The organism is Thermoanaerobacter sp. RKWS2, from assembly GCF_026240795.1.
Classification (GTDB): Bacteria; Bacillota; Thermoanaerobacteria; order Thermoanaerobacterales; family Thermoanaerobacteraceae; genus Thermoanaerobacter; species Thermoanaerobacter ethanolicus.
The window spans coordinates 1,954,827-1,979,324 of the sequence record NZ_CP110888.1 but is presented as its reverse complement, the minus strand read 5'-3'; the positions used below and the strand labels follow the sequence as shown (position 1 = coordinate 1,979,324).

Annotated in this window: 20 protein-coding genes, 6 pseudogenes and 1 riboswitch; of the genes and pseudogenes, 19 read left to right on the top strand and 7 right to left on the bottom strand. The window is 33.5% G+C overall.

All coding sequences use genetic code 11. From position 1 onward, the window contains the following. Positions 1-470: 470 nt before the first annotated feature. Positions 471-704, top strand: coding sequence for a helix-turn-helix transcriptional regulator (locus OEI98_RS10535; protein ID WP_266037774.1), 234 nt, complete (start codon positions 471-473; stop codon positions 702-704). Positions 705-878: 174 nt separating this feature from the next. Here the strand turns inward: OEI98_RS10535 and OEI98_RS10530 are convergent, their stop codons facing one another. Beyond that, positions 879-2,513, bottom strand: coding sequence for a transposase (locus tag OEI98_RS10530; protein ID WP_266037773.1), 1,635 nt, complete (start codon positions 2,511-2,513; stop codon positions 879-881). 81 nt (positions 2,514-2,594) lie between these two features. Between OEI98_RS10530 and OEI98_RS10525 the strand changes: the two genes are divergently transcribed. The 6 genes and pseudogenes from OEI98_RS10525 to OEI98_RS10495 form a co-directional block, all read left to right on the top strand. Continuing rightward, complete coding sequence (locus tag OEI98_RS10525; protein WP_266037770.1) at positions 2,595-3,047, top strand: hypothetical protein; 453 nt, start codon at positions 2,595-2,597, stop codon at positions 3,045-3,047. Positions 3,048-3,163: 116 nt separating this feature from the next. Next, positions 3,164-3,451, top strand: a pseudogene (locus tag OEI98_RS10520) (UPF0236 family transposase-like protein); the annotation flags it as partial. A 141-nt stretch (positions 3,452-3,592) separates the two neighbouring features. Continuing rightward, entirely contained in the window at positions 3,593-4,174 is a 582-nt protein-coding gene (locus tag OEI98_RS10515) for a DUF6431 domain-containing protein (protein WP_074592986.1), read from the top strand. 136 nt (positions 4,175-4,310) lie between these two features. Next, positions 4,311-5,635, top strand: a pseudogene (locus OEI98_RS15145) (DDE-type integrase/transposase/recombinase). Positions 5,636-5,652: 17 nt separating this feature from the next. Continuing rightward, positions 5,653-6,451, top strand: a pseudogene (locus OEI98_RS10500) (ExeA family protein). A 211-nt stretch (positions 6,452-6,662) separates the two neighbouring features. Further along, positions 6,663-7,331 (top strand): annotated as a pseudogene (locus OEI98_RS10495) (ISLre2 family transposase); the annotation flags it as partial. On the opposite strand, the pseudogene OEI98_RS10490 reads toward OEI98_RS10495, so the two are convergent. Then, positions 7,330-7,590: pseudogene (locus tag OEI98_RS10490) on the bottom strand (transposase); the annotation flags it as partial. The pseudogenes OEI98_RS10495 and OEI98_RS10490 overlap by 2 nt on opposite strands. Before the next feature lie 106 nt (positions 7,591-7,696). Between OEI98_RS10490 and OEI98_RS10485 the strand changes: the two are divergent. Further along, the gene (locus OEI98_RS10485) at positions 7,697-8,740 is read left to right on the top strand and encodes an IS30 family transposase (protein ID WP_266037134.1); all 1,044 of its coding nucleotides are present in this window, start codon (positions 7,697-7,699) and stop codon (positions 8,738-8,740) included. 163 nt (positions 8,741-8,903) lie between these two features. Here OEI98_RS10485 and OEI98_RS10480 read toward each other — a convergent pair whose 3' ends face one another. Then, positions 8,904-9,026 carry a hypothetical protein gene (locus OEI98_RS10480; RefSeq protein WP_266040735.1) on the bottom strand — a complete coding sequence of 41 codons (123 nt, stop codon included), beginning with the start codon at positions 9,024-9,026 and terminating at the stop codon, positions 8,904-8,906. Between the two features lie 92 nt (positions 9,027-9,118). Next, positions 9,119-10,170 (bottom strand): annotated as a pseudogene (locus tag OEI98_RS10475) (MATE family efflux transporter); the annotation flags it as partial. Between the two features lie 260 nt (positions 10,171-10,430). On the opposite strand from OEI98_RS10475, the gene OEI98_RS10470 reads away from it, so the two are divergent. The 9 genes from OEI98_RS10470 to OEI98_RS10430 all read left to right on the top strand — a co-directional run bounded on the left by OEI98_RS10470 (position 10,431) and on the right by OEI98_RS10430 (position 18,385). Then, the gene (locus tag OEI98_RS10470) at positions 10,431-11,129 is read left to right on the top strand and encodes a lantibiotic protection ABC transporter ATP-binding protein (protein ID WP_074592948.1); all 699 of its coding nucleotides are present in this window, start codon (positions 10,431-10,433) and stop codon (positions 11,127-11,129) included. Further along, complete coding sequence (locus tag OEI98_RS10465) at positions 11,126-11,386, top strand: hypothetical protein (protein ID WP_266037758.1); 261 nt, start codon at positions 11,126-11,128, stop codon at positions 11,384-11,386. Before OEI98_RS10470 ends, OEI98_RS10465 begins: the two co-directional genes overlap by 4 nt. Continuing rightward, positions 11,383-11,883, top strand: a complete 501-nt coding sequence (locus OEI98_RS10460) for a lantibiotic immunity ABC transporter MutE/EpiE family permease subunit (RefSeq protein ID WP_266037756.1) — start codon at positions 11,383-11,385, stop codon at positions 11,881-11,883. Before OEI98_RS10465 ends, OEI98_RS10460 begins: the two co-directional genes overlap by 4 nt. Then, on the top strand, positions 11,883-12,668 hold the full coding sequence (locus tag OEI98_RS10455; protein WP_074592949.1) for a lantibiotic immunity ABC transporter MutG family permease subunit: 786 nt from the start codon (positions 11,883-11,885) through the stop codon (positions 12,666-12,668). The genes OEI98_RS10460 and OEI98_RS10455 overlap by 1 nt, the downstream gene beginning before the upstream one ends. A 23-nt stretch (positions 12,669-12,691) precedes the next feature. Next, positions 12,692-13,387, top strand: coding sequence for a response regulator transcription factor (locus OEI98_RS10450; RefSeq protein WP_083331657.1), 696 nt, complete (start codon positions 12,692-12,694; stop codon positions 13,385-13,387). A 39-nt stretch (positions 13,388-13,426) separates the two neighbouring features. Then, the gene (locus OEI98_RS10445; RefSeq protein WP_266037752.1) at positions 13,427-14,863 is read left to right on the top strand and encodes a sensor histidine kinase; all 1,437 of its coding nucleotides are present in this window, start codon (positions 13,427-13,429) and stop codon (positions 14,861-14,863) included. A 77-nt stretch (positions 14,864-14,940) separates the two neighbouring features. Further along, a complete protein-coding gene (gene cimA / locus OEI98_RS10440) occupies positions 14,941-16,503 on the top strand; it encodes a citramalate synthase (protein WP_004401546.1) in 1,563 nt (520 codons plus the stop codon). 91 nt (positions 16,504-16,594) lie between these two features. Further along, positions 16,595-17,533 (top strand): DUF1848 domain-containing protein, encoded by a 939-nt coding sequence (locus OEI98_RS10435; protein ID WP_003871324.1) that lies wholly within the window; start codon positions 16,595-16,597, stop codon positions 17,531-17,533. A gap of 72 nt (positions 17,534-17,605) precedes the next feature. Continuing rightward, positions 17,606-18,385, top strand: coding sequence for an alpha/beta hydrolase family protein (locus OEI98_RS10430; protein ID WP_004401544.1), 780 nt, complete (start codon positions 17,606-17,608; stop codon positions 18,383-18,385). A 15-nt stretch (positions 18,386-18,400) separates the two neighbouring features. Here the strand turns inward: OEI98_RS10430 and pepT are convergent, their stop codons facing one another. Both pepT and OEI98_RS10420 read right to left on the bottom strand, forming a co-directional pair. Then, on the bottom strand, positions 18,401-19,627 hold the full coding sequence (gene pepT, locus OEI98_RS10425; protein ID WP_004401542.1) for a peptidase T: 1,227 nt from the start codon (positions 19,625-19,627) through the stop codon (positions 18,401-18,403). An 18-nt stretch (positions 19,628-19,645) separates the two neighbouring features. Next, positions 19,646-20,143, bottom strand: coding sequence for a nitroreductase family protein (locus OEI98_RS10420; RefSeq protein ID WP_004401536.1), 498 nt, complete (start codon positions 20,141-20,143; stop codon positions 19,646-19,648). Between the two features lie 111 nt (positions 20,144-20,254). Between OEI98_RS10420 and OEI98_RS10415 the strand changes: the two genes are divergently transcribed. Beyond that, positions 20,255-20,758, top strand: a complete 504-nt coding sequence (locus tag OEI98_RS10415) for a hypothetical protein (protein ID WP_004401534.1) — start codon at positions 20,255-20,257, stop codon at positions 20,756-20,758. Between the two features lie 91 nt (positions 20,759-20,849). Continuing rightward, positions 20,850-22,205, top strand: a complete 1,356-nt coding sequence (locus tag OEI98_RS10410) for a glucose-6-phosphate isomerase (protein WP_004400033.1) — start codon at positions 20,850-20,852, stop codon at positions 22,203-22,205. A 45-nt stretch (positions 22,206-22,250) separates the two neighbouring features. On the opposite strand, the gene glgP is transcribed toward OEI98_RS10410, so the two are convergent. Next, positions 22,251-23,876, bottom strand: a complete 1,626-nt coding sequence (gene glgP, locus OEI98_RS10405; RefSeq protein ID WP_004400034.1) for an alpha-glucan family phosphorylase — start codon at positions 23,874-23,876, stop codon at positions 22,251-22,253. Between the two features lie 499 nt (positions 23,877-24,375). After that, a riboswitch (SAM riboswitch) is annotated at positions 24,376-24,480 on the top strand. Positions 24,481-24,498 lie beyond the last annotated feature (18 nt).

Below are 24,498 nucleotides of genomic sequence, written 5' to 3'. Positions count from 1 at the left end.
ACTTACTCACATCTAAAAAGCTGATCCTTAAGAAGAATTAATTTTTAGGGAAAACGAAAGTGTGAACGACGTGACATAAAAGGTAAAGTAAGGAATAAAACAAAAACAACTAGTCAAGATGGTATATTGACAACAAGAGCGGGAATTGTCATAAAAAATAATCACCATACGGGCAAAGACCCTGCAATGGAGCAGAAATGACATCCACCTCATGGCAGGTAGAACGAAGGAATTAAGGACGGAGATCCAGTGAGACATGGGAGGGTAAACCCCATGAGATAAGTGGAGCTATCCCGCCATAATATGGAAATAGGATATGAGGTTTATTAAACTTACCTATTTAATGGTTAGATAAGTAAGAAATGATAATATAAGCCATGAGATGCTCTTGTTGTGATGAGAAAATTAAAGAAAAACTAAGATATTAAGAGAAAATAAAAGATAATAGAGGGAGGGAGGGAGGTGTGCATTTGAAAAATAAAGTACGAGAATATAGATTAAAAAAAGGCATGACTCAACAGCAATTGGCTGATGCTGTACATGTTTCAACAAGAACTATTATTTCATTAGAGCAAGGAAAATATAATCCCTCAATTATGTTAGCATACCGTTTGGCTGTGGAATTTGGGACAACAATTGAAGATTTGTATTGTTTGGAAGAAAATAAAAAAGAGGAGGATAAGAGGTATGAAAACAAAAAATAAAAGAAATTTGATAAATATAATTTTGATTCTAGTGTAGAAACTCAATTTTAGAATCTACTTTTCTGTACTTTGACAAATTTATTTAGGTAAATTATGGTAATTTGCACCTATGATAACAAAAACCAGTGTAAAGTCTGCCGAGAAAAGCTTATGTTTTACCTTTATAATACGTTATTACCATTTATTGGACCAATATGGGCACACTTCCCCCTCCATCTTTGGAATAGCTTTTTTAGCTCGCTCCAGCATGTATCTTGCAAAACGCTTAAAGTTCTGGGCCAATACCTTTAAGCCTACGTTTACTCTACATTTTACAAGTCCCCTTACTCGAAGCTTCGAAAGACCGTGACCCCTCTTCAAGGCTGAATTGGTACCTTCTATTGCAGCTCTTTTGCTCTTGTCTTCCTCACGCCTACATTCTATCTTTTCCCGCTGTTTGGCTGCTTCTATCGATTTTAGATTTATCCTTACCACGTAATCTTTTTTCTGTTCTTTACAGTAACATTGATTTTTCAATTTACACATCGCACAGGCTTCTTTTGGAAAATGGGCCACCGTCTGCCCGTTCTTAACACCGGCATGGATGGGTATTATTCCCTTTGGGCACTTCGTTATCACTTTCGTTTCTTCATCTATTTCATATTCGGTCACTGATATCCTAGAGATGGGCTTCCTGCCGCTTAAGTCGGTAAAGTGAAGCTCCACCCCGTTTTCTTTTGCAATTTGCACTGCTTCTTCGGAGTAATAACCACCATCTACATAGACTTCTTGGCATTCGGTATTTTGTTTTACAATAGGTAGTCTTTCTTTAAAAAGTTCTACATCGCTTTTTATGTTTTTTTCTACCGTATAGTCTGTTATGAGCTGGAAGGGATTTTCTTTTGAACAGGTTTCGCTGAGGTTTAAAACGTATCCGCTTTCAGCTTTGTTCCCTTTCTTGCGATAGGTAGCATCCTCATCGTATGCTGACTGAAGGGAGTCGCTGGGTATGCTTTTGCTGTCTTTGGCATTGAGCTTCCTGGTTTTTTCGTCGTAGTATGCCTGTTCTGACAGGAATCTTGTGAGGATTCTATATGCATCGGATTTTTCAAGTCCGGGAATGTTTTCGATTGTTTCCTTTGCTTCCTGGCACAGATTCAAGAGCATTTCGAGCCTGCTTTCGCTTTCTGAAGGCTTGGTTTTATGTATCACTTCTGTCTTGAATTCAGGGTTAAGGACTTCTTTCAGGTTCTCTGAAAGTCTATCCTCAGGGATGGTTTTTACTGCCCTGTAAAGTACATCAAAGGCAAGAGCAATTCTTCCTGCTTTTTTGATGTTTGACATGAACATGGTAGAGTCCATGCGCTGTTCTTTCATGGATATGCCTGCTTCTTTAGCAAAAATCCTAGTAAGATTTAAAAACTGCCCGAATATTAAGTCTTCTTGTTCAGGATGTTTTATGAGGTATTGGTATATCCTTGCTCTAAAGTCATACAGGGTTTTCTCTGAAAGATTCATGCCTCCTAATGTCCTTATTCCTACGGCGTAATTTATCAGGTAATTAAAGTTGAAGTTTTCAATAAGTTCATCATCAGAGTAGTTTTTAAGGTGTTTTATGTATTCCAGGGAAAGGAGTATGTTAACCGGGAAATTAGGCCTTCCTGTATCACTGTATAAGACTGAAAAGGGTTTTTCATCGATGTTGCAGAACACGTATTTATAGAATATGGGGGCCCATGATTTTTCTAGTTTAGCCTTTATCCTTGAATCCATGAAGTTAATGCTTTCAAATAAAGATTGTTGGAGATGGTCGCTGTTTTCTCTAAACAAGTGCAACACCCCATTTGTTGTAATTTTTGCTTCCCTAATTTTAACATAATTCTATGAAAATTTGTACTACCTATATTTTGTATGTTTATTTATTCAATCTATTTTATATTTATACTTCTTGATAAAGAAAGAAGGCTTTTTACACTAGAATCAATTTTAAGTATTATTTTATTAATTGCAAGTTCTTATGTTTATATAGCAAAAGGATATGAAATAAAATATTTAATTTCTATTATACTTGCTTTTGGGCTTGTGGCAATAAATATATTTTTAGCTACAAAAAATGTGGGTTTTAAAAATATTTCATTTGAAAATGCAGATGAGCGTGATTTATATATTGCTATGAAAAGTGCTCAGAGTACTTTAAAGTTTATAAATGATATTTGTTTAGTTTTTGTATTTTCCTTTTTGATATTGTATGGTGTTACAAACAATTTTATTTTTATGGTTATGGGATTAACGCTATTTGCGTTAATAGTGATTATGTTTATAACATTATTAATTACACAAAGTTATTATGAGAAAAATTACTAAAATTATTTTACATAGTGTAAAATTATCGTAGGATTTTTTGAGTGAAAAAAACAAGAGACAACCCCTGTGATAAAATAGAACTTGGAAACAAAACATCACAGAAAGGGGTGTCTCTTGTGAAAAAACATATCTTTGAGGATATTATACTACAAAATGCTTTAAATTTCACTGAGGAAGTAGTAGAAATTTTTGGTGATTTGTTAAACAAAGGAATGAATATTACAGAGCTTGTAGCAAGGATAAAGGAACTCACGGACAAACTAGGTAGAGAGGCAATAGAAGCAATTATTGAAGAGTTAGATAGGATAATAAAAGAAGACAAGAGAAGGAAAGACAAATGGGTAGTAGAGAGGAAAGATAAAAAGAGATTAACGACAGTCCTTGGGGATATTGAATATGAGAGGATGTCATTTCTCAAATTAATTTAGCTTAAAATCGAAAAAATTTCTCAGATTAAATAATCTTGTGATAAAATTAATGCTAAAGGAATTTGATAAATTTTTTTCAGATTCCTTTAGCATTAATTTTAATTGGAGAGGTTACTTATGCAAATAGTTTTCCATGTTGATAACATTGAAGAATATTTACATAAAGGTAAAGATTACAATTTCCCTGCCCCGCCAGATAGATGTCCTTATCCCGATTGCAAGTGTAGAGTAAAACTAAAAAAGCACGGGTTTTATTACCGTTACTATTTAGACGGACTTAACTGTATAAAAATAACCATAAGAAGATATATATGCCCTGTGTGTAAAAGGACTCTATCCTACCTTCCTGATTTCTGTATTCCTCATTTTCAGTATTCTTTCAATATGATTGTAAAGTCTTTAAAAGAAACACTCCTCAGAGAAAGAACTGTCAGTTCTTTCATAAGTGACTTAAAAAGAAACTTCCCTACCATACTATTTTCAAGACAGCATATATATTTTTACACCAAAAGGATAATGAATAATTTAAGTTTTATCATATACGGATTAAGGCAAATAAACCCTTACATAAAGTTATCTGAGACTGACTCACAAAGAGAGAGGGCCAGAGAGATTTTGGACATAATAAGCATTGTACCACTCTTCTCCCAACGGTTTTATGCCTATTGCCAAAAATCATTTCTGGCCTCTCTCACATAATTTTAGCATTAAACCCGAAAGATTTAAATAAAAATTTTGATTTTTTCTTAGCAACATAACTTTTTCCTTTAACATCCCCCAGGTATGAGCTAAAATTACGATTAAGAAATCAAAAAAGTGAAGGGGGAACATACAAATGCTTGATGAAAAAGCGAGAGAAGCTATAGCATTAAAGAGATTTTCACTGATAAGTCCGGTGTTAAACGGACAGGTAAAAAATCAGAAAGAATATTTTGATGCTCTTTCTGATAAACCTATTGAGATACCTTATATTGGAATGAGAAGATATACTCCCAAGACACTTAGAGGGTGGCTATATCAGTATTTAAGAGGCGGTATAGAAGCGTTAAAGCCAGGGTATCGAAGTGACAGAGGCAAATACAGAAAGATAGACTTTGAACTTTCAGAGAGAATAAAGCAAAAGAAGCTTGAACATCCTGAAATGCCAAACAAACTTCTTTATGAGACATTGATAGGAGAGGGAATAATATCACCGGATAAAGTATCCCTTTCGACATTCTATAGGTTTTTGAAAAACATTCCTGTAAAATCTTTAGATAAAGAAAAAGAGGGTAAAACAAAGAGGTTTTCCCATGAATACATCAATGAACTGTGGCAAACTGATGTCATGTATGGGCCATATATTAAAGAAGGTAAAACAAAGAGACAAACGTATCTTATTGCATATATAGATGATGCTTCAAGGCTGTGTACCTATGCTCACTTTACTATACCCAGAATTTTTTAGCTTTAAGAGACTCATTTAAAGAAGCAGTGCTAAGAAGGGGGATACCCAAAATGCTCTACACTGACAATGGAAAGATATATAGAAGCACTCAATTGGAGTATATCTGTGCTTCACTAGGTACATCTCTTATTCACGCTGAGCCCTTTTCACCTCATTCAAAAGGGAAAATAGAAAGATTCTTTCATACGGTGAGAATGAGATTTTTAAGCACAATAGATCCTACATCCATAAAGAGTATAGATGAACTCAATATGATGTTTTTTAAATGGCTGGAGGAGGATTACAACCGAAAAGAGCACAGCAGTATTGGCATGAGTCCTTTAGATTTTTTCATGTCTCAAATATCAAGGGTAAATATGTGTAAAGACATAGATATGTTGAATGAATGTTTTCTCATAAGAGTAAATCGTAAAGTAAACAAAGATGCTACGCTTAAAGTGGAAAATATACTTTATGAAACAGAAGAAAAGTTTAAAGGTATGCGCTTAGAAGTCAGATATGACACGCAGTGGCTTAAGGATAATACACCTCTTCTACTTTTTCATGAAGGCAAAAAAGTAGGGGAAGCATATAAGGTAAATTTTCATGATAATGCTAAAATTCCTGTAGAATATATCGAAGGCCGAAAAGTTGTAATCGAAAATGAAGATACTGTGGATTTTGCGGCAAAACCTAATCCCCCAGTAATATCCTTTAATGATATCGTTGATTAAAAAAAGAGGTGTTTACAATGTTTACCCAATATTTTGGAATGAAATTTAATCCATTTTCTAAAGAGATAAGTGTAAATGACCTTTACATAAGTGAAGACATTGCTGAATTAAATGCCAGGCTAAAATATTTGCAAGAAACAAGGGGTATAGGACTTATCGTTGGGGAGGCCGGTTCAGGCAAATCTACCGCATTAAGAAGATATGCTGAAAGCCTCAATCGTTCTACATTTAAACCATGTTACTTTGCTCTGTCTACGCTCACAGTGAGAGAATTCTATCAAGCATTGGCTATGATTTTAGGCGAAACCCCCTCATACAAAAGTAACGCTCTTTCACCAGATACAAAGAGCGATAACAGAACTTTACTATAGCCAGAAGATAACTCCTGTCATAATATTAGATGAAATACAACTGGTTTCTAACGATGTTCTTGAAGACTTGAGAATAATATTTAACTTTAATATGGATTCTCAAAACCCGTATATATTGATACTTTCAGGACAACCACACATAAGAAACAAACTAGCCTTGAATGTAAACAGTGCACTAAGGCAAAGAATTTCTATAAAGTATGTGATGCAAGGGCTAAAAAAAGAAGAAATTCAAGATTATATAAAAACAAGAATGAAAATAGCCGGAGTGGTGGATGATATATTTACACCATCAGCATATGAAGCAATATATTCTCTAACAAAAGGGCTGCCAAGGATAATAAATAACCTGGTAACAACTTCTCTTCTCTATGCGTATTCTAAAAGGCTAAGAGAGATAGATGAAGAAGTAATATACCAGGCACAAAATGAAATCAGTTTATGAGAGTAGTAGCTTTCGCTACTCTCATTTTTTATTATACATCAATTAATTCAAATTGTCAATAACAGATATTAACATATTTTGGCGGTAATGCTCTTAAAAAGTGAAAAAAATTTTTAATCAGGCTGTAATAATTTGAGAAAAAATACTTTTATGCACTTAAAAAATGCCATTATAATTTGAAAATCTTTGGAGATTTAATTTGAGAATTGACAAGAGGACATATTACAAATCTAAAGAGGATGGGAGATATACATATTTGGTGGATGATGCATTAGAGATAGGACGGCACGATAGGATAGAAAAGGGAGTAAAGATAAAGTTAGTAGAAAACGCAATAGAAGAATCATATGAGAGAAGTAGTAAAAAAGCATGTCCAGAGGAGTTAAGTAAACAGACGGTATTAAATGCAATAAGGGAAATAGGGGAAGTAGAAGTAAAGAGAGAAATAAAAGAAAAGAAAGAAGTAAGGGTTTTATACATAGAGGCATACGAGGACCATGTACCTTTACAGGACGGGAGAGATGAAACTCCACGATTAGTATACATACATGAAGGTAGAGAAGAGAAAAACGGAAGGAACGTACTGAAGAATGTCTATTACAAAGCATATGTAGGAGAGAAACCTGAAGACATATGGATAGATGTAGCAAATTATATAGAAGAAAATTACAAAGAAGAGAAGATAGAGAAGATATACATAGCAGGAGATGGAGCACCGTGGATAAAAGAGGGATTAAAATGGATAGTAAAATCAAGGTTTGTGTTAGACAGATATCATTTAAACAAATATATATTAAAAGCCACATCGAAAAAGCCAAAATACAGGGATAAGATATGGAGAGCAATAAATGAAGGAGATAAAGAGGGAGTGAAGAAGATAGAGCTATTACTTTTTCTTCAATTCCTGATATGTCTCTTTTGTATTTTGGAACTATTTTAGGTTCAAATTCTCCTTGTCTGTCTCTTGGAATATCAATTTCCATCTCACCAAATTGAGTTTTTACCGTCTTTTGAGTATAGCCATTTCTTGAATTTTGAGTATCTTTGTCTTTTTTGTCATATCTTTCATAGCCAAGTTCTGCTGAAAGTTCTGCTTCAAGCATTTCTTGAATAGTATCTTTAAAAAGGTTTTTTAATGATGGTTAGTTGTATAATTAAATGCAACAGATAAAAAAATAGAAACCATAGTGAAAATCGTGTATGATATAGGTGTCAACTCAACATCATACAAGGAGGATTTTCACTATGGTTCATAATAATGATACCACAAAAAATCGTTCTTTTAAACACTTAAGTAGCTATGAACGAGGAGAGATCTATGCATTACTCAAAGAAGGAAGAAGTATTCGGTATATTGCTAAAAAACTTAATCGATCTCCAAGCACTATAAGCCGTGAAATTAAACGTGGAACTACTACACAACTTAGAAGTGATTTATCTTCTTATACAAGCTATTTTCCTGAAACCGGTCAAGCTATCTACGAAAAAAATCGTTCAAATTGCGGAGCTAAATTTAAAGTAGCTAAAGCAGAAGATTTCTTGAAATATGCTGAAAATAAAATATTAAATGAAAAATGGTCACCAGATGCAGTTGTAGGCTATTGTAAAAAAGACCCAAGCTGGAATAATAAAACCATTGTTTGTACTAAAACACTGTACAACTATATAGATAGAGGATTATTAAAAGTTAAAAACATTGATTTACCTTTAAAACTACGTTTAAAACCAAGGAAGAAACAAAACCGTAAAAATAAACGTATTATGGGTAAAAGTATTGATTTTAGACCTAAAGAAGTTGAAAGCCGTGAAGTTTTTGGGCATTGGGAAATAGATACGTTAATTGGCAAGAAGTCTAATGACAAGGTGCTTTTAACATTAATAGAGCGTAAGACTCGCCATGAAATAATATTACTATTGGATACAAAAGACAGTAAATCTGTTAAAGATGCACTATCAAAATTAAAAGATATGTTTGGTGACAATTTAAGCAAGGTCTTTAAAACAATAACATCTGATAATGGTACAGAGTTTAGTGATTTAGAAAGTGCTCTTTTAGAATATGGCGTAGAAGTATATTATACACATCCATATTCATCTTGGGAAAGAGGTACAAATGAACGACATAACGGTCTTATACGACGTTTCATCCCTAAAGGTAAAAGTATTAAACATTTATCTATAGATACGATAAAGAGAGTAGAAAACTGGCTTAATAACCTTCCTCGAAAATTGTTAAATTATAAAACACCTAAAGAATGCTTTTATGAAGAGCTGGCAAAAATCTGTTAAGCCCATCCCTTATAAAGTATAGAGCTCGCTCGTGATTTGTCAAGGGGCAGGCTTCGCCTGACTTAAACCCTTGACAAATCACGACCTCCGCTCAATTTGTTAACTAAGATGGGCTTAAGGTTATATATGATTTGTTCCAAATCCTATATCTACATGATTTTCATTAGGTGTTGCATTTAATATTGCAATTTATAAGGTTTTTTAATGATGTATAAAGGTCTGGAATAGATTGAATATTGTTTTCACTAATGAAATTTCTTAATTGTTCTTTTGTCAATAGTGACATTTTTAAAACCTCCTTCTTGGTTTAGTTTATATTCTAATTCTTACCAAGAAAGAGGTTTTTAATCAGTTTACACAAAATTTTTTACAGTCTCCCATAAAAGGCTGTTCAATTGAAGCCACCATAAGACACAGAATTCCTACTGCAATTACTTCACTGTCATTTATAAATGCTCTAATAAAAAGTGGGGTATTGTCAAGAATAATATTGACATTGTAGACATAATTCCAACAGCAAAGGAGGCAGAAATTCTTGTATATCTTTTTGCACTGTCATAGTTTTTGACGCCTACCACTTGACCTGCCATTGTAGTTGCAGCGATTGCAAAGCCCCATCCAGGCATAAAAGATATAGATTCAATTGTTGTTGTTATTTGATTTGCTGCAAAGGCAACTGTTCCTAGATGCATTATCATAAAAATAGATACAGGCCTGCTTATATCGAAAGCAGCTTCTTGGAGTGATGCAGGGAAGGAGAGTTTTAATATTTCTATAATTTTTTGTTTATTTATTTTGAAAAGAACATTAAATTTGAGTGAAAGTACCATATACCTTTTGTAATATAAAATAATAAAAATAAATCCTATTATTTGAGCTGTCATTGTGGCTATTGCTGAACCTTTTGCGCCTAAAGCAGGTAGTTCAAATCTACCAAATATCAAAATCCAATCAAGTACGATGTTAATAAATATAACAATACTTGTAGCTATCATAGGAGTTTTAGTATTTCCTTGGGCTCTTAATATAGCATTTAAAACATTCATAACCATACTAAACAAAATGCCTATTGATGCTATTTTTAATAAATTTTCTGCAAAAATAAAAAGGAATATGGAAATTGAAGTAGCAACTATAATTCCTAAAAAAATTCCATGGGATGCGTATTCTTTAGTAGATTTAAAATCTTTTGCTCCAATACTTCTAGCAACATAAGAAGTTACACCTATAGAAATTCCCATTGCAATAAAAATATTAGAGAAAGTGTATATAATTTCCGAGGCAAGACCTACAGCGCTGACACTGTCTTTACCACCAAACTGCCCTACCATCATTGTATCTATTACCCATACTATCATATATAGGAGCATTTCGCCTACAGCGGGAAGTGCCAAGTTTAGTATTTCTTTTATTTCATTTTTAATTGTCATAGATTACCTCCTAAATTGAAGTTAGTTTTCAATATTGTAGTACAAAGAGAGTTATTTTGTATTCATTGAGTTTTGATTGTTAATACTCATGGATTATATAAAATTTTGTCTTTTGTAGCTACTAAAGGTATTATAGCATAAAAGGGATAAATTATTGTAATAGAGTTGTACTGACAAAAACGTTATTTACTTTATAAATTCTTTATAATTACATGCTAAATTATCAAATGGTAAATAACAATTAACGAAAGGGTGGTAAAATGATCGAGTATATACTTGAGACTAAAAATCTAAAAAAATATTACGGGAAGCAGCTTGCAGTAAATGATGTTTCACTCAAAATCCCAAAAGGCTCAATATATGGATTACTTGGACCGAATGGTGCAGGAAAATCCACGACATTGAAGATGCTTACAGGACTTTTGCATCCATCGAGTGGTGAAATTATTGTTTTTGGTGAGCCATGGCAGAGAAAGCACCTTGAGCGAATTGGGGCATTAATTGAATCGCCAGCACTATATGGTAACCTGACAGCAGTTGAAAATCTTCTTGTTCACACAAATTTGATGGGACTTCCAAAAGAAAGGATTTACGAAGTTCTTGAAATAGTAGATTTGAAAGATACAGGTAAAAAATTGACATCACAGTTTTCCACGGGTATGAAGCAGAGGCTTGGCATTGCAATTGCACTTCTTGGACGTCCTGAATTATTGATACTTGATGAACCTACAAACGGGCTTGATCCTATAGGTATTCAGGAACTGAGAGAATTAATTCGTTCATTTCCAAAAAGAGGAATTACAGTAATATTATCTAGTCATATATTATCTGAGGTTTCACAGCTTGTTGACAATATTGGAATTATAAGTGATGGCGAGCTTAAATATCAAGGGGAAATGAGTCATGATGAAGACCTTGAAGCATTATTTATGCAAGTTGTAAAGGGGGATAAACAATGATTAATATAATAAAGTCAGAAAGTATTAAATATAAAAGGACATTTACAAGACGTTTAATACTACTTGCACCGCTGTTTTTTGTAATAATTGCATTGCCACAAAGATTTTTTATACCTGAAAATTATTTACGTCCGTGGCAGCTTCTTATTGACCAGGTGTACAATTGGTGGCCAGTTATATTTATACCACTTGGTACTGCTTTGTTTGCTACATTGGTAGATTTACAGGAAAAAAAGCAGGAAATTACCGCAATTTGAGAGTTCGCAATATTTCACCATCAGGTATCTGGATAGGCAAAATAGTATTAATGGCATATCATACCCTGCTTGCAACGCTGGTTCTTTTTGTTTCCGTAATAATATCAGGGCTTATCACAGCAGGTGGAGACATTCCATGGATAGAAATTTTTACAGGAGGTTTTATTTTATGGTTTACATCTCTCCCATTAATACCGCTGCAATTATGGGCATCAACATGGAAAGGAACATTCTTTAGCATGGCTATTGGATTTATCGGACTTATTGGGGGTGTTATAGCAGCACCTAAATCATACTGGATATATGTACCATGGAGTTGGCCTACACGACTTATGTGTCCAATAATAGGAGTACACCCCAATGGAGTGCCATTAGAACTGTCAGACCCACTTAGAAATCCTTCTGTGATACCTATGGGAGTAATAATGGCAATTGCTGCTTTAATAATCTTTACAATGATTACATCAATATTGTTTAATAGAAGAGAGGTAAGATAATGAGTATATTAGCATCAGAATGGATCAAGACAAAACGAACACCTATCCGTTGGCTTACATTTCTAGCACCTATGATTTTTTCAGGGCTTATTATTTGGTATTTTTCACTAAGGCCAATAAAAATGGATACTCAGATTTCAATATTTCAGGCTTTTTTTGAAGTATGTACAGCATTTGTTATTCCATTGGGTGCGGGTTTAATATCTGGAATTATGATACATCAAGAGGAACTTGCTGGAAATTTCAATGGTCTTCTCCTAAACAAATTGCCCCGTCAGAAATTGTACCTTGGGAAACTTGCAACAGTTATTTTGCTGGCATCGATAAGTACATTGATTGCTACATTAGTATTGTTAGTTGGAGTAGGTTTTGTATTAAATATACCCATATCTTGGTTAATTTTTATTATAGCAGCGCTAATGGCTATAATAGGTTCTATCCCACTGTTGGCATTCCATTTATGGATAAGCTTCGCATGGGGAATAGGTGCATCAATTGGCATTGGTGGTGGTGGTGTCCTTATAGCCGCTTTGATGGTCACAAGTCTGGGTGATAGAATCTGGCAATTTGTGCCTTGGGCATGGCCAGTGAGACTTTCAATGATTCCGGGAGCCTATTTACTGTATAAATCAGGTATGAATTTTCTACCTGAGACTATTTCAATTGGTGTGGCCATAAAACAAATTATATATAGCCTTATTCCAGCTATTATATTTTTTGTAATTATGTTAATTGGCGGTATAATGTGGTTTAATAAATGGGAAGGCAGGAAAATATATGGGTAAATGTGGAGGGAATGTATGAGATTATGAGTAGAATTTTAATAATCGACGACGAAAAAGATTTAGTTGCTCTTTTAAAAGATTCCCTTGAAAATAAAGGTCACATTGTATCTGTTGCGTATGATGGTGAAAGCGGTGTTAAAAAAGCCTATGAGCATCCTGACCTTATTATTCTTGATATAATGATGCCTGAAATTGATGGATATGAAGTCTGTAAAAAAATAAGAGATGTAGTTTTTTGTCCTATAATTTTTTTAAGTGCGAAACAATCAGAAGCTGATAGAATAAAGGGGCTTGCTTTAGGTGGTGATGATTATATAATAAAACCATTTAGTCTTAAAGAGCTACTTGCAAGAATTGATGCTCATCTGAGGCGTGAAAGAAGAGCTATTTATCTTAATGAAAAAGAGAAAAGAACTTTATTAATTTTTAAAAATCTATCTATTGATTTAAAAGCAAGGCAAGTATATATAAATGGTAAACTTGTTAGCTTTACGAAAAGAGAATTTGATATAATTGAATTATTATCTTTGCATCCTGGGCAAGTTTTCTCAAAAGAACAGATATATGAAAAAGTATGGGGTTATGATGCAGAGGGAGATTCTTCTACGGTTACAGAACATATAAAAAATATCAGAGCAAAGTTAGCAGTGGTGGATCCAAATGTCGAGTATATATCAACAGTATGGGGAATCGGCTATCGTTGGGAAAAGTTTGTGTAAGGCAAATATAACAAAAGCTAGTTTGGTGGAGGAATTAATGTGCTTAATCGAAAGTCAATAAAGACCCAATTTATTGTAATTTTTACTGCAATAATTCTAACGAGTATAATAGCAACAATTGTCACATACTTTGTTGGTTTTATAATTTTTACAAGTATTGAGTACAAAAAAATATACCCTGCAAACTATTATGAAAAGAAAATCCCTGATATAGAAAATTATATAAGGAGGAAGGGAGAAAGTCTTTTAAATATTAAAGAAAAATCTAACATAGAAAAAATAATTCCTTCTCAGGGTATTACATATCAAATAATAGACCAGAATGGAGATATTTTATATGGAACAGAGTCTCAAAAGTTTATAAATAATAAAGAGGATTTATACAAAAAAATTAATACAAACCAAGGATTGAATGGTAGATATGTCCACATAGTACCTATAATTGATAAACACGGGAAAATAGCTGGAGCAGTTTTACTTTATTACAAGTTGGTTCCTTATTATCAAAGTACAACTATAAAATTGATATTTACGGTGATATTGCTGTCTCCTTTTCTCTATATAATATTTTTCACAATTCTTTTTTCAAAAAAGTTCGTTCGTGATATTAAAAAACCAATAGACATGTTAATAGAAGCTTCAGAAAAAATAAAACAAAAAAACCTTGATTTTAATATAGATTATAAGGCAAAAAATGAATTCGGCAGTCTGTGTGAAGCTTTTGATGATATGAAAAACGAGCTTAAAAGGTCTTTGATTTCACAGTGGAAATTGGAGCAGCAAAGGCATGATATGGTAGAAGCACTTGCACATGACCTCAAGACTCCTCTTTCTATAATACAAGGATATACTGAATCTTTATTAGAAAGTAATTTAAATGACAAAGAAAAGTTAGAAAGGTATTTAAATGTAATAAAAAACAGTACCTTTAGAGCTTTGCAGATGATAAAAGAGATGTTATACACAGCTGAAATTGAAAGTTATAATTTGAGTTTAGAAGTAGTACCTATAGATATAAATTCTTTTATTCAACAAAAAGTAGAAAGTTATAAAATTATTTCAAAAAGTAAAAATATAGATTTCAAAGTAAAAATTTTTGATGTAATGCCTGACAAAAAAACTTGCTATTGCGATAAAAATAAGCTTGAAAGAATACTGGATAATATTGTACTAAATAGCATACGATATACACCTTATAAAGGTGTCATTAACATTAATATAGACATAAGAGAAGAAAAAATTAATTTTACGATTTGTGATACTGGGAAGGGATTTAGCAATAAAGATTTAGCAAATCTCTTTAACAAATTTTACAAAGGAGATGAAGCACGTTCTACAAAAGAAGGGCATATAGGATTGGGACTTTATACTGCTAAAAAATTAGTAGAACTTCATGGCGGAACAATAAAAGCCTATAATTCTGAAAAAGGTGGAGCATGTATAAGTTTTAATATTACAAATTATTTTAAAGAATAATCTTGCCTCTTCACTTTATCAGTTCAATTTGATAAAATATGTACTATACATAAAAAAGGTATAAAGGGGGATGCATTGTGAAGAGTATACGGATATACGACACAACATTAAGAGATGGGGTTCAAGGACAAGGTATATCTTTTACTGTGGAAGACAAATTAAAGATAGTTAAAGTTCTTGATGAGTTTGGTGTAACCTATATTGAGGCAGGTAATCCTGGGTCTAATCCTAAAGATATTGAATTTTTTGAAAGAGTTAAAAATATTAAGTTAAAAAATGCTAAATTAATCGCTTTTGGCAGCACAAGAAGAGCGAATACAACTACCGAAGAGGATGCTAATGTGATTTCCCTTTTAAATGCTGACACAGAGGTAGTAACTATTTTTGGCAAGTCATGGGACTTTCAAGTTACAGAAATTTTGAAAACTACTTTAGAAGAAAACTTAAAAATGATTTATGATACAGTAAAGTTTTTTAAAGACAAAGGTAAGTCAGTTATATTTGATGCAGAGCATTTTTTTGATGGTTACAAACAAAATCCAGAGTATGCTTTAAAGACATTAGAAGTAGCATTAGAGGCGGGCGCAGACAGTGTATGCTTGTGTGATACAAAAGGCGGAGCTTTTCCTATGGAGGTTTATGAAATAACAAAAACTGTTGTGGATAAATTTAATACAGAAGTAGGAATACACTGTCATAATGATAACGGAATGGCTGTCGCAGATTCTATAATGGCAGTACAAGCAGGGGCAATACAAGTACAAGGTACAATAAACGGTTATGGTGAAAGATGTGGCAATGCGAATTTATGTACCTTGATACCGAATTTGCAATTACTTATGGGATATAAATGTGTGCCTGATGAAAATCTAAAACAATTGACTCATTTAGCCAGATTTGTAAGTGAAATTGCAAATGTCACTTACGATGAAAGGGCGCCTTATGTTGGGAAAAATGCTTTTTCCCACAAAGCGGGGATGCATGCTGATGCTGTAAATAAAAATACTTATTCTTATGAACTGATTGACCCTTCTTTAGTGGGAAATAGTAGGACATTTTTGATTTCTGAAGTTGCAGGCAGAGGAACAGTGCTAAATGCCATAAATGAAATAGATCCAACTATTACAAAGGATTCTCCTGAAACAAAGTTAATTTTAGATAAATTAAAAGAAATGGAGTATTTAGGGTATCAATATGAAAATGCAGGAGGTTCTTTAGAACTTTTGATAAGAAAGGTTCTTGGAAAATATAAACCAGCATTTAATTTAAAAGAGTTTAAAGTTATTGTAAATGAGCCTTCTGTAAATAGTGTTAATTCTTCAGCACTTATAAAAGTGGAAGTCGATAGTATAGAGGAGATAGCTGCAGCTGAGGGAGATGGGCCAGTACATGCTCTTGATAATGCTGTAAGAAGAGTACTGGAGAGATTTTACCCACAGATAAAAGAAATGAGGTTGACAGATTATAAAGTGAGGGTTTTGGATTCTAATTCTGCAACTGCTGCTAAAGTTAGAGTTATAATAGAGTCGACAGACGGAAAAGATTCATGGAGCACAATTGGGGTTTCTACAGATATTATTGAGGCCAGTTGGAGAGCCCTTGTTGATTCAATAGAGTACAAACTTAACAAAGAAAGTTAATTCAAAAGCGGAGAAATTGACATGAATTGTCATTGATGTTAAAGTAAAAATGAACATGTCAATTTCTCTTTTTTTGAAAGGAGAAATTTGAATGATAATAAGTGCAAGCAGGAGAACGGATATTCCGGCTTTTTACAGCGATTGGTTTTTTAAAAGAATTGAGGAAGGCTATGTTTTGGTGAGGAATCCTTTTAATTTTCATCAAGTCAGTAAAGTTTCTTTAAAGAAAGATGCAGTAGATGGCATTGTGTTTTGGACAAAAAATCCAGAAAAAATGATACCGAAATTGCATTTGATAGAGGACTATGCTTATTATTTTTTATTTACTTTAAATCCCTATGATAAAAGAATAGAGAGGAATGTGCCAGAAAAATCACATATAATTGAAGTTTTTAAAAAGCTGTCTAGCAAAATAGGGAAAGAGAGGGTAATTTGGCGTTATGACCCTATTATTTTAATTCCCGAATTTGATATAGAATACCATGTAAAAAGCTTTAAGGAAATAATGTCTGAACTTTATGGATATACATCAAAATGTATAATCAGTTTTGTGACTCTTTATCCTAAAGTTTACAAGACTTTAGAAAAAATAGGGGCTTATGAGATAAACAAGGAACAGAAGTTAGAAATTGCATATAGATTTTATGAAATAGCGAAAGAGCACTCAATTAAACTTGAGACTTGTGCAGAAGAATTGGATTTATCGCCATATGGTATAGAGCATGCGAGATGTATAGATAAAACTTTAATAGAAGAGCTTTCTGGTAAAAAACTCAATATAGGAAAGGATAAGAATCAAAGGAAGTTTTGTGGTTGTGATGAAAGTATAGATATTGGTGCCTATGATACTTGTCTACATGGCTGTATTTATTGCTACGCAAACAGTAGTATCAGTACTATAAAAAGAAATACAAAGCAGTACAATGTAAATTCTCCTTTGTTGTGTAGCAAATTGACAGAAGAGGATGTAATAAAAGAAAGGGAAGTTAAATCTTGTGCTGTTTGGCAAACTTCAATTTTTGATAGATAAAAAATCTGTCTATGTGGAAAAGTTTTCTTGACTGTAGTATAATTGAATTATGAAATATTTGGAGGTGTTATTATGCAAAAGGCTGTTGAAATTACATATAACGGCAAAACTTTAAGAGGAATGATGCATTTACCTGATGATGTTAAGGGTAAAGTGCCTATGGTAATAATGTTTCACGGTTTTACAGGCAATAAAGTAGAGTCTCACTTTATTTTTGTGAAGATGTCAAGAGCTTTAGAAAAAGTAGGTATTGGGAGTGTAAGGTTTGACTTTTATGGTTCTGGAGAAAGTGATGGGGACTTTAGTGAAATGACATTTAGCAGTGAATTGGAAGATGCAAGACAAATTTTAAAGTTTGTGAAAGAGCAACCTACGACTGACCCTGAGAGAATAGGACTACTTGGTTTGAGTATGGGAGGAGCTATTGCAGGGATTGTAGCAAGGGAATATAAAGATGAAATAAAGGCGTTGGTGCTATGGGCTCCAGCTTTTAATATGCCTGAGCTTATAATGAACGAAAGTGTAAAGCAATACGGAGCTATTATGGAACAATTGGGCTTTGTAGACATAGGAGGACATAAACTGAGTAAAGATTTTGTTGAGGATATTTCAAAATTAAATATATTTGAGCTGTCAAAAGGATACGATAAAAAAGTGCTTATAGTTCATGGGACAAATGATGAAGCGGTTGAATATAAAGTTTCTGATAGAATCTTAAAAGAGGTTTATGGGGATAACGCTACAAGAGTGACAATCGAAAATGCAGACCATACTTTTAAGAGTTTAGAATGGGAGAAAAAGGCGATTAAGGAGTCAGTAGAGTTTTTCAAAAAGGAATTGTTAAAGGGATAGCTCCATCGCTATCCCTTATTTTTCTGCGTAAAGCTCAATTATTTTTATTATTACTTCGACTGCTTTTTCCATTGCATATGTCGGTATAAATTCATATTTACCGTGAAAATTATGCCCTCCTGTGAATAAATTAGGTGTTGGAAGCCCCATATAGCTTAATCTTGCTCCATCAGTGCCTCCTCTTATAGGCACTATTTTAGGTTCCACTCCTACTAATTTCATTGCTTCTAATGCTGTATCGACTATGTGCATATGCTTTTCAATTATTTCTCTCATATTGTAATACTGGTCTTTAAGTTCAAGCTCTAGTGTGCCTTCACCATATTTTTTATTTAATGTTTCTACAATGCTTTTTAGGTATTCTTTTTTATCTAAAAAAGTTTGTTTATTAAAATCTCTGATAATATAATACATTTTAGTTTGTTCTACATTGCCTTCAAAATTGTTCAAATGATAAAAACCTTCATATCCTTCAGTATGGGCAGGAGTTTCATGTTCAGGTAACATATTTTGGAGTTCTATTCCAATCAAAATGGAGTTTTTCATCTTGCCTTTTGCTGTTCCAGGATGCACATTTCTGCCATTAATTTTGATTTTAGCACTGGCAGCATTGAAATTTTCGTATTCTATTTCTCCAATTCCACCGCCATCTACAGTATAAGCAAAATCACAATTAAATTTTTTTACATCAAATTTGTCTACACCCCTACCAATTTCTTCATCAGGTGTGAAGGCTACTTTTATATTGCCATGCTTTATTTCAGGATGATTTATTAAATATTCCATAGCTGTTATTATTTCTGCAATTCCTGCTTTATCATCAGCTCCCAAAAGAGTTGTTCCGTCTGTGGTGATTAAAGTTTTTCCTATGTAATTTTTAAGCTCTGGAAATTCAGTAGGAGATAATACTATGTTTTTTTCTTTGTTTAAGATTATATCTTTGCCATCATAATTTTCTATTATCTGAGGCTTTACGTCTTTGCCGCACATGTCAGGACTTGTGTCCATATGAGCTATAAATCCTATTGTAGGGAGTTTTTTGTCAGTATTTGAAGGAAGTAAAGCCGTAACATAACCGTTTTCATCTACATTTACCTCTTTAAGGCCTATTTCTTCAAGCTCATTTGCTAATTCTTTTGCAAATATTACTTGTCCCTCAGTGCTGGGATAAGTTGTTGAGTTTTCATCCGATGTTGTATGATATTTTACATATTTTAAAAATCTCTCCACTACTTTTGACATATTATAACCCTCTTTCATTTAAAATTTTTCCCAATGTAAAACTTCAGATAAAGCTTTTTTATATTTTGGTTGTGGCTCTTCTGCGGGATATCCTAATGATATAATAGAAATCATTCTTAAGTTGTCAGGAATGTTGAGGTATTCGTTTATTTCTTTTTCATAGGTTCTGTTATACCCAGCTACCCAACAGGAACCTATGCCGTAGGCAGTAGCTGCGAGTAATATATTTTCTGTTGCTGCTGAACCATCTTCTAAGTGATGTCTGTTATTTTTATCGCAGTAGACGATGACACAAGCTCCTGCATCTTTAATAAATTTCCCATATGTAGCTTTTTCTGCTATGAATTTAAGTCTTTCTTTGTCTGTTATAACGACGAAATGCCAAGGCTGTGCGTTATTTCCACTGGGAGCAAGCCTTGCGCAGTCTATTATGTCTTCTAATATTTCTTTTGGAATAGGTTTATCTATGTATTTCCTTATACTTCTTCTCTTTTTTAAAGCCTCTAATGCCTCCATAACTTTTGCACCTCCTCTTTATATTATATCCCATAAAGTAAAAATTCCAAAAAGATTGACAAAAATTTATGGGTATGTAAAAATAAAGCTGAATAAAAGGAGGGTAAAAGTATGGGCAAGGTTGAAGGAAGAATTGGAGGCTTTATATCCGGTTATGATGTTCATGCTAGTATAGATAATGGGAGAATAGCTGGTCGAATTGGAGGAACACTTTTGGGAGCAGACCTTGATATAAAATATTCTTTTGAGATAGGGACAATTGAAGGGAGGATAGGGGGTGTTATTATAGGAAGGAGTATTTCTGGGACTATTGGGAAAGACTTTGTATCTGTGAGATTAGGAGGAGCTATTGATGGAAATGACCTTAATTTGAGGATAAGTGGCAATGAGATATTGGGAAGATGTGGTGGAGAGATCATAGGTTTTGATGTGAAATTGGCCTTTGACAATGAAAAGATATCGGGGAGAATGGGAGGAGATGTAATAGGCTTTGATGTAGAAGGAACCTATGTAGATGTTGAGCCTATTGTGGCAGGACTTTTATTTGCTACAGCTTACTACATATATAAGGTAAATCATAGAGGAGGACAAGGTGGATCCGGCAGTGGAAATTAATTAAGTAAACTTATACATACTTTTGAAAAACTTGAACAACATAGATTTATGGTATAAAATAAGTATGTAAATAAGGAATGGAGGTTTACATATGAAGAAATTGATAGGTTTTGATTATTCAAAAGCTCTACAATTTGTAAGTCAAAAAGAAATTGAATATATGGAAAAGCATGCAAAATTATCTCTTGATATGGTGCTTAGTAAAAATGCTCAAGGAAATGACTTTTTAGGATGGGTGAGTCTTCCCAAAAACTATGATAAGGCAGAGTTTGAACGCATTAAAAAAGCAGCAGAGAAGATTCAATCAGATTCTGATGTGCTTGTAGTAATAGGTATAGGTGGGTCTTATTTAGGGGCAAGAGCGGCAATTGAAATGCTTTCTCATTCCTTCTATAATTTGTTGCCAAAAGGCAAGAGGAATATGCCGGAGATTTATTTTGCTGGAAACAGCATAAGCTCTACATATTTAAGTGATTTATTTGAACTTATAGAGGACAAAGATGTATCAATAAATGTGATTTCTAAATCTGGTACTACCACAGAACCGGCAATAGCTTTTAGAGTTTTTAGAGATTTTCTTGAGAGAAAATATGGAAAAGAAGGGGCTAAATCGAGAATATATGTGACAACAGATAGAGCGAAAGGAGCTTTAAAAAAATTAGCTGATGAAGAAGGATATGAAACATTTGTGATTCCTGACGATGTTGGAGGAAGATACTCAGTTTTGACAGCTGTAGGCCTTCTACCAATAGCAGTAGCAGGCATTAGCATAGACGATATGATGCAGGGAGCTTTTGATGCTTCAACAGTCTATACCAAAGATAACCTTAATGAAAATATCAGCATGCAGTATGCAATTTTGAGAAATATTTTGTACAGAAAAGGCAAAGCTATAGAAATACTTGTAAATTATGAGCCAAAGCTTCACTATTTCTCTGAATGGTGGAAACAGCTTTTTGGAGAAAGTGAAGGTAAAGACAATAAGGGAATTTATCCTGCTTCAGTAGATTTTACGACAGATTTACACTCAATGGGGCAGTTTATACAAGAGGGAAGCAGAAATATTTTTGAAACAGTTTTAAATGTTGAAAAACCTGTTAAAGATATAGTTATAAATGAAGACAAGGACAATATAGATGGGCTTAACTTTTTAGCAGGAAAAACTATAGATTTTGTCAATAAAAAGGCTTTTGAAGGTACATTATTGGCTCATACAGATGGGAATGTTCCTAACCTTGTAGTAAATATCCCTGAAATATCAGCTTACTATTTTGGCAATCTGGTCTACTTCTTTGAAATGGCTTGTGCTATAAGCGGATATATAAATGGGGTTAATCCATTTGACCAACCAGGAGTAGAGGCTTACAAGAAAAACATGTTTGCACTTTTAGGAAAACCAGGATATGAAAAAGAAAAAGAATTGTTAGAAAAAAGATTGGGAAAATAAATTAAAGGCCGGACAATTGCGCGGCCTTTTTAAATAGGGGTTGACTTATTTTTTTGTGTACATTAAATCGTAGTATTCTTTTAACATTCTATTAGCTGAGAAAGCTTCATAAGTCGTCCTTATACTTTCTCTCATCATGTTTTCCCATTTCGCTTTATCATTGTAGTAGGTTGGAACTACTTTATTTAAAAGGACGTCATAGAGTGCTTCAAGGTCGTGTTTGTCTAATTCTTCTATATTGTCAGACTCAAAACCATCCCCAAATTGCCAGCCATTTACTCCGTCTATACAAGCTTCTGCCCACCATCCATCTAAAATACTTAAATTTAACACTCCGTTCATGGCGGCTTTCATGCCGGAGGTACCACTGGCCTCTAATGGTCTTCTTGGATTGTTTAACCACACATCAGTGCCTCGAGTAAGCATTTTTCCTATTGTCATATCGTAATCTTCTAAGAATACTACGCTTTCAGGATATTTCTTTGTCATCTCTATTAATTTTGCGACAATTTTTTTACCCACGTCATCTAATGGATGACCTTTTCCTGAAAACACCATTTGAATTTTTTTAGACCTTAGATAATCACCTATGACTTCGTCATTTGTAAATATAAGGTCGCTTCTTTTGTAAGGAGCAGCTCTCCTTGAAAAACCTATCAAAAGCTTGTCAGCGTCTAATTTAACTCCTGTCCTTTGATATACAAAATCAATTAATTCTTGTTTTAAAATATTATGAGTTTCTAAAAGTCCTTCACCTTTGTTGTAGGCTTCTATTATCCTTTTATCTACCCAAGTGTTTCTGTCAATTCCGTTTGTTATTGAAATTATAGGAGCCTTGTTGTCAACATGTTGCCACATTTTGTTTGCAGTTTGACCGTGAAGTTTTGAGACACCGTTTGCAATACGAGAAAGTCTCAAACCTGCGACTGTCATATTAAAAGGAACACCACCAATTTGAGCCATTTGCTCAATTGAAAGGCCATTGTTTGCACCCATGTACATGAGAAGTTCTAAATCGTGAGATTCGTTTCCTTCTTTAACAGGGGTATGGGTTGTAAATACTACTTCTTCCCTTGTGGCTTTCCACGCCTCTTCAAAACTCATATTTTGATTTTCCATTTTCTCTCTTATAAGCTCAATGGCTGCTAATACTGCATGCCCTTCGTTAAAATGATAAACATCAACATCAATTCCCAAAGCTCTTAAAGCTCTTACTCCGCCAATGCCTAATACTATTTCCTGTGCAACTCTTTCTTCACCAAACCATCCATAAAGTTGACCTGTTATCCATCTGTCCCCATTTTCTGGTATATCTGTGTCAAGCAAATACAGAGGAGCATTGTCAAAGTTGTCTATCAACCATACTTTGCAATACACATTTCTATTTCTTATTTTTACTTTTACCTTTACTCCAGTGTCCTTTAAAAAGTCGTACTTACGTGTGTAATTGCGATAGGCATCATAGGGGTATCCGTCTTCACCGATATGTTGTTCTGTATAACCTTGTTTCCACAGTATGCCTATTCCTACTAAAGGCATACCTAACTCTTTTGCAGCTTTTAGATGGTCTCCTGCTAAAATGCCTAAGCCACCTGCATATAGTTTGAAATCTGACTGTAAGCCATATTCCATGCAGAAATAGGCTACTCTTGGTAATTTTTCATTACCCATATTAAACCTCCTCATTTTCCAAGTGTTAAGTATATTATAATATTAAAAAAATCATTATGCAAGTGTTTGCACAAGTATTAAAAATAAAAACAGTGTTATTGCTCGATAATTTTTATATCTATGTACGGGCCACTCAGTGAATGCTAATACTAAAAGCATTATAAAATTCACAATAGGTATAAACATCAAAAGACCATATGCTCCTCCATAACCAGTTTTATCAAAAATTTTCCACCAGATTAAACCGTAAAGTATAATTGATCCAATAGAAAGGATACCAAAAATAAGAGATGAGAACATTCAAAACATTCCTTTCTCGAAAATTTATATTCTTTACAATTATAGTATAGCAAATAACATAAAAAATTTACAGATTTATTTTAAAAAAGTTAAAAGCCTGCAAAATCTTTAGAGAGGGACAAAAAAATTTCTATTGACATAGGAGTTAATCCATAGTATCATATAGCTTAAATAGTTTAACAATTTAATACTTTAAAATCTCTTATCGAGAGTGGTGGAGGGACTGGCCCGATGAAACCCGGCAACCGGCATTTTATATGCGTCTTGGTGCCAATTCCAGCAGCGTTTCGCTGAAAGATGAGAGAGTTTTGGTGTCTCTTCT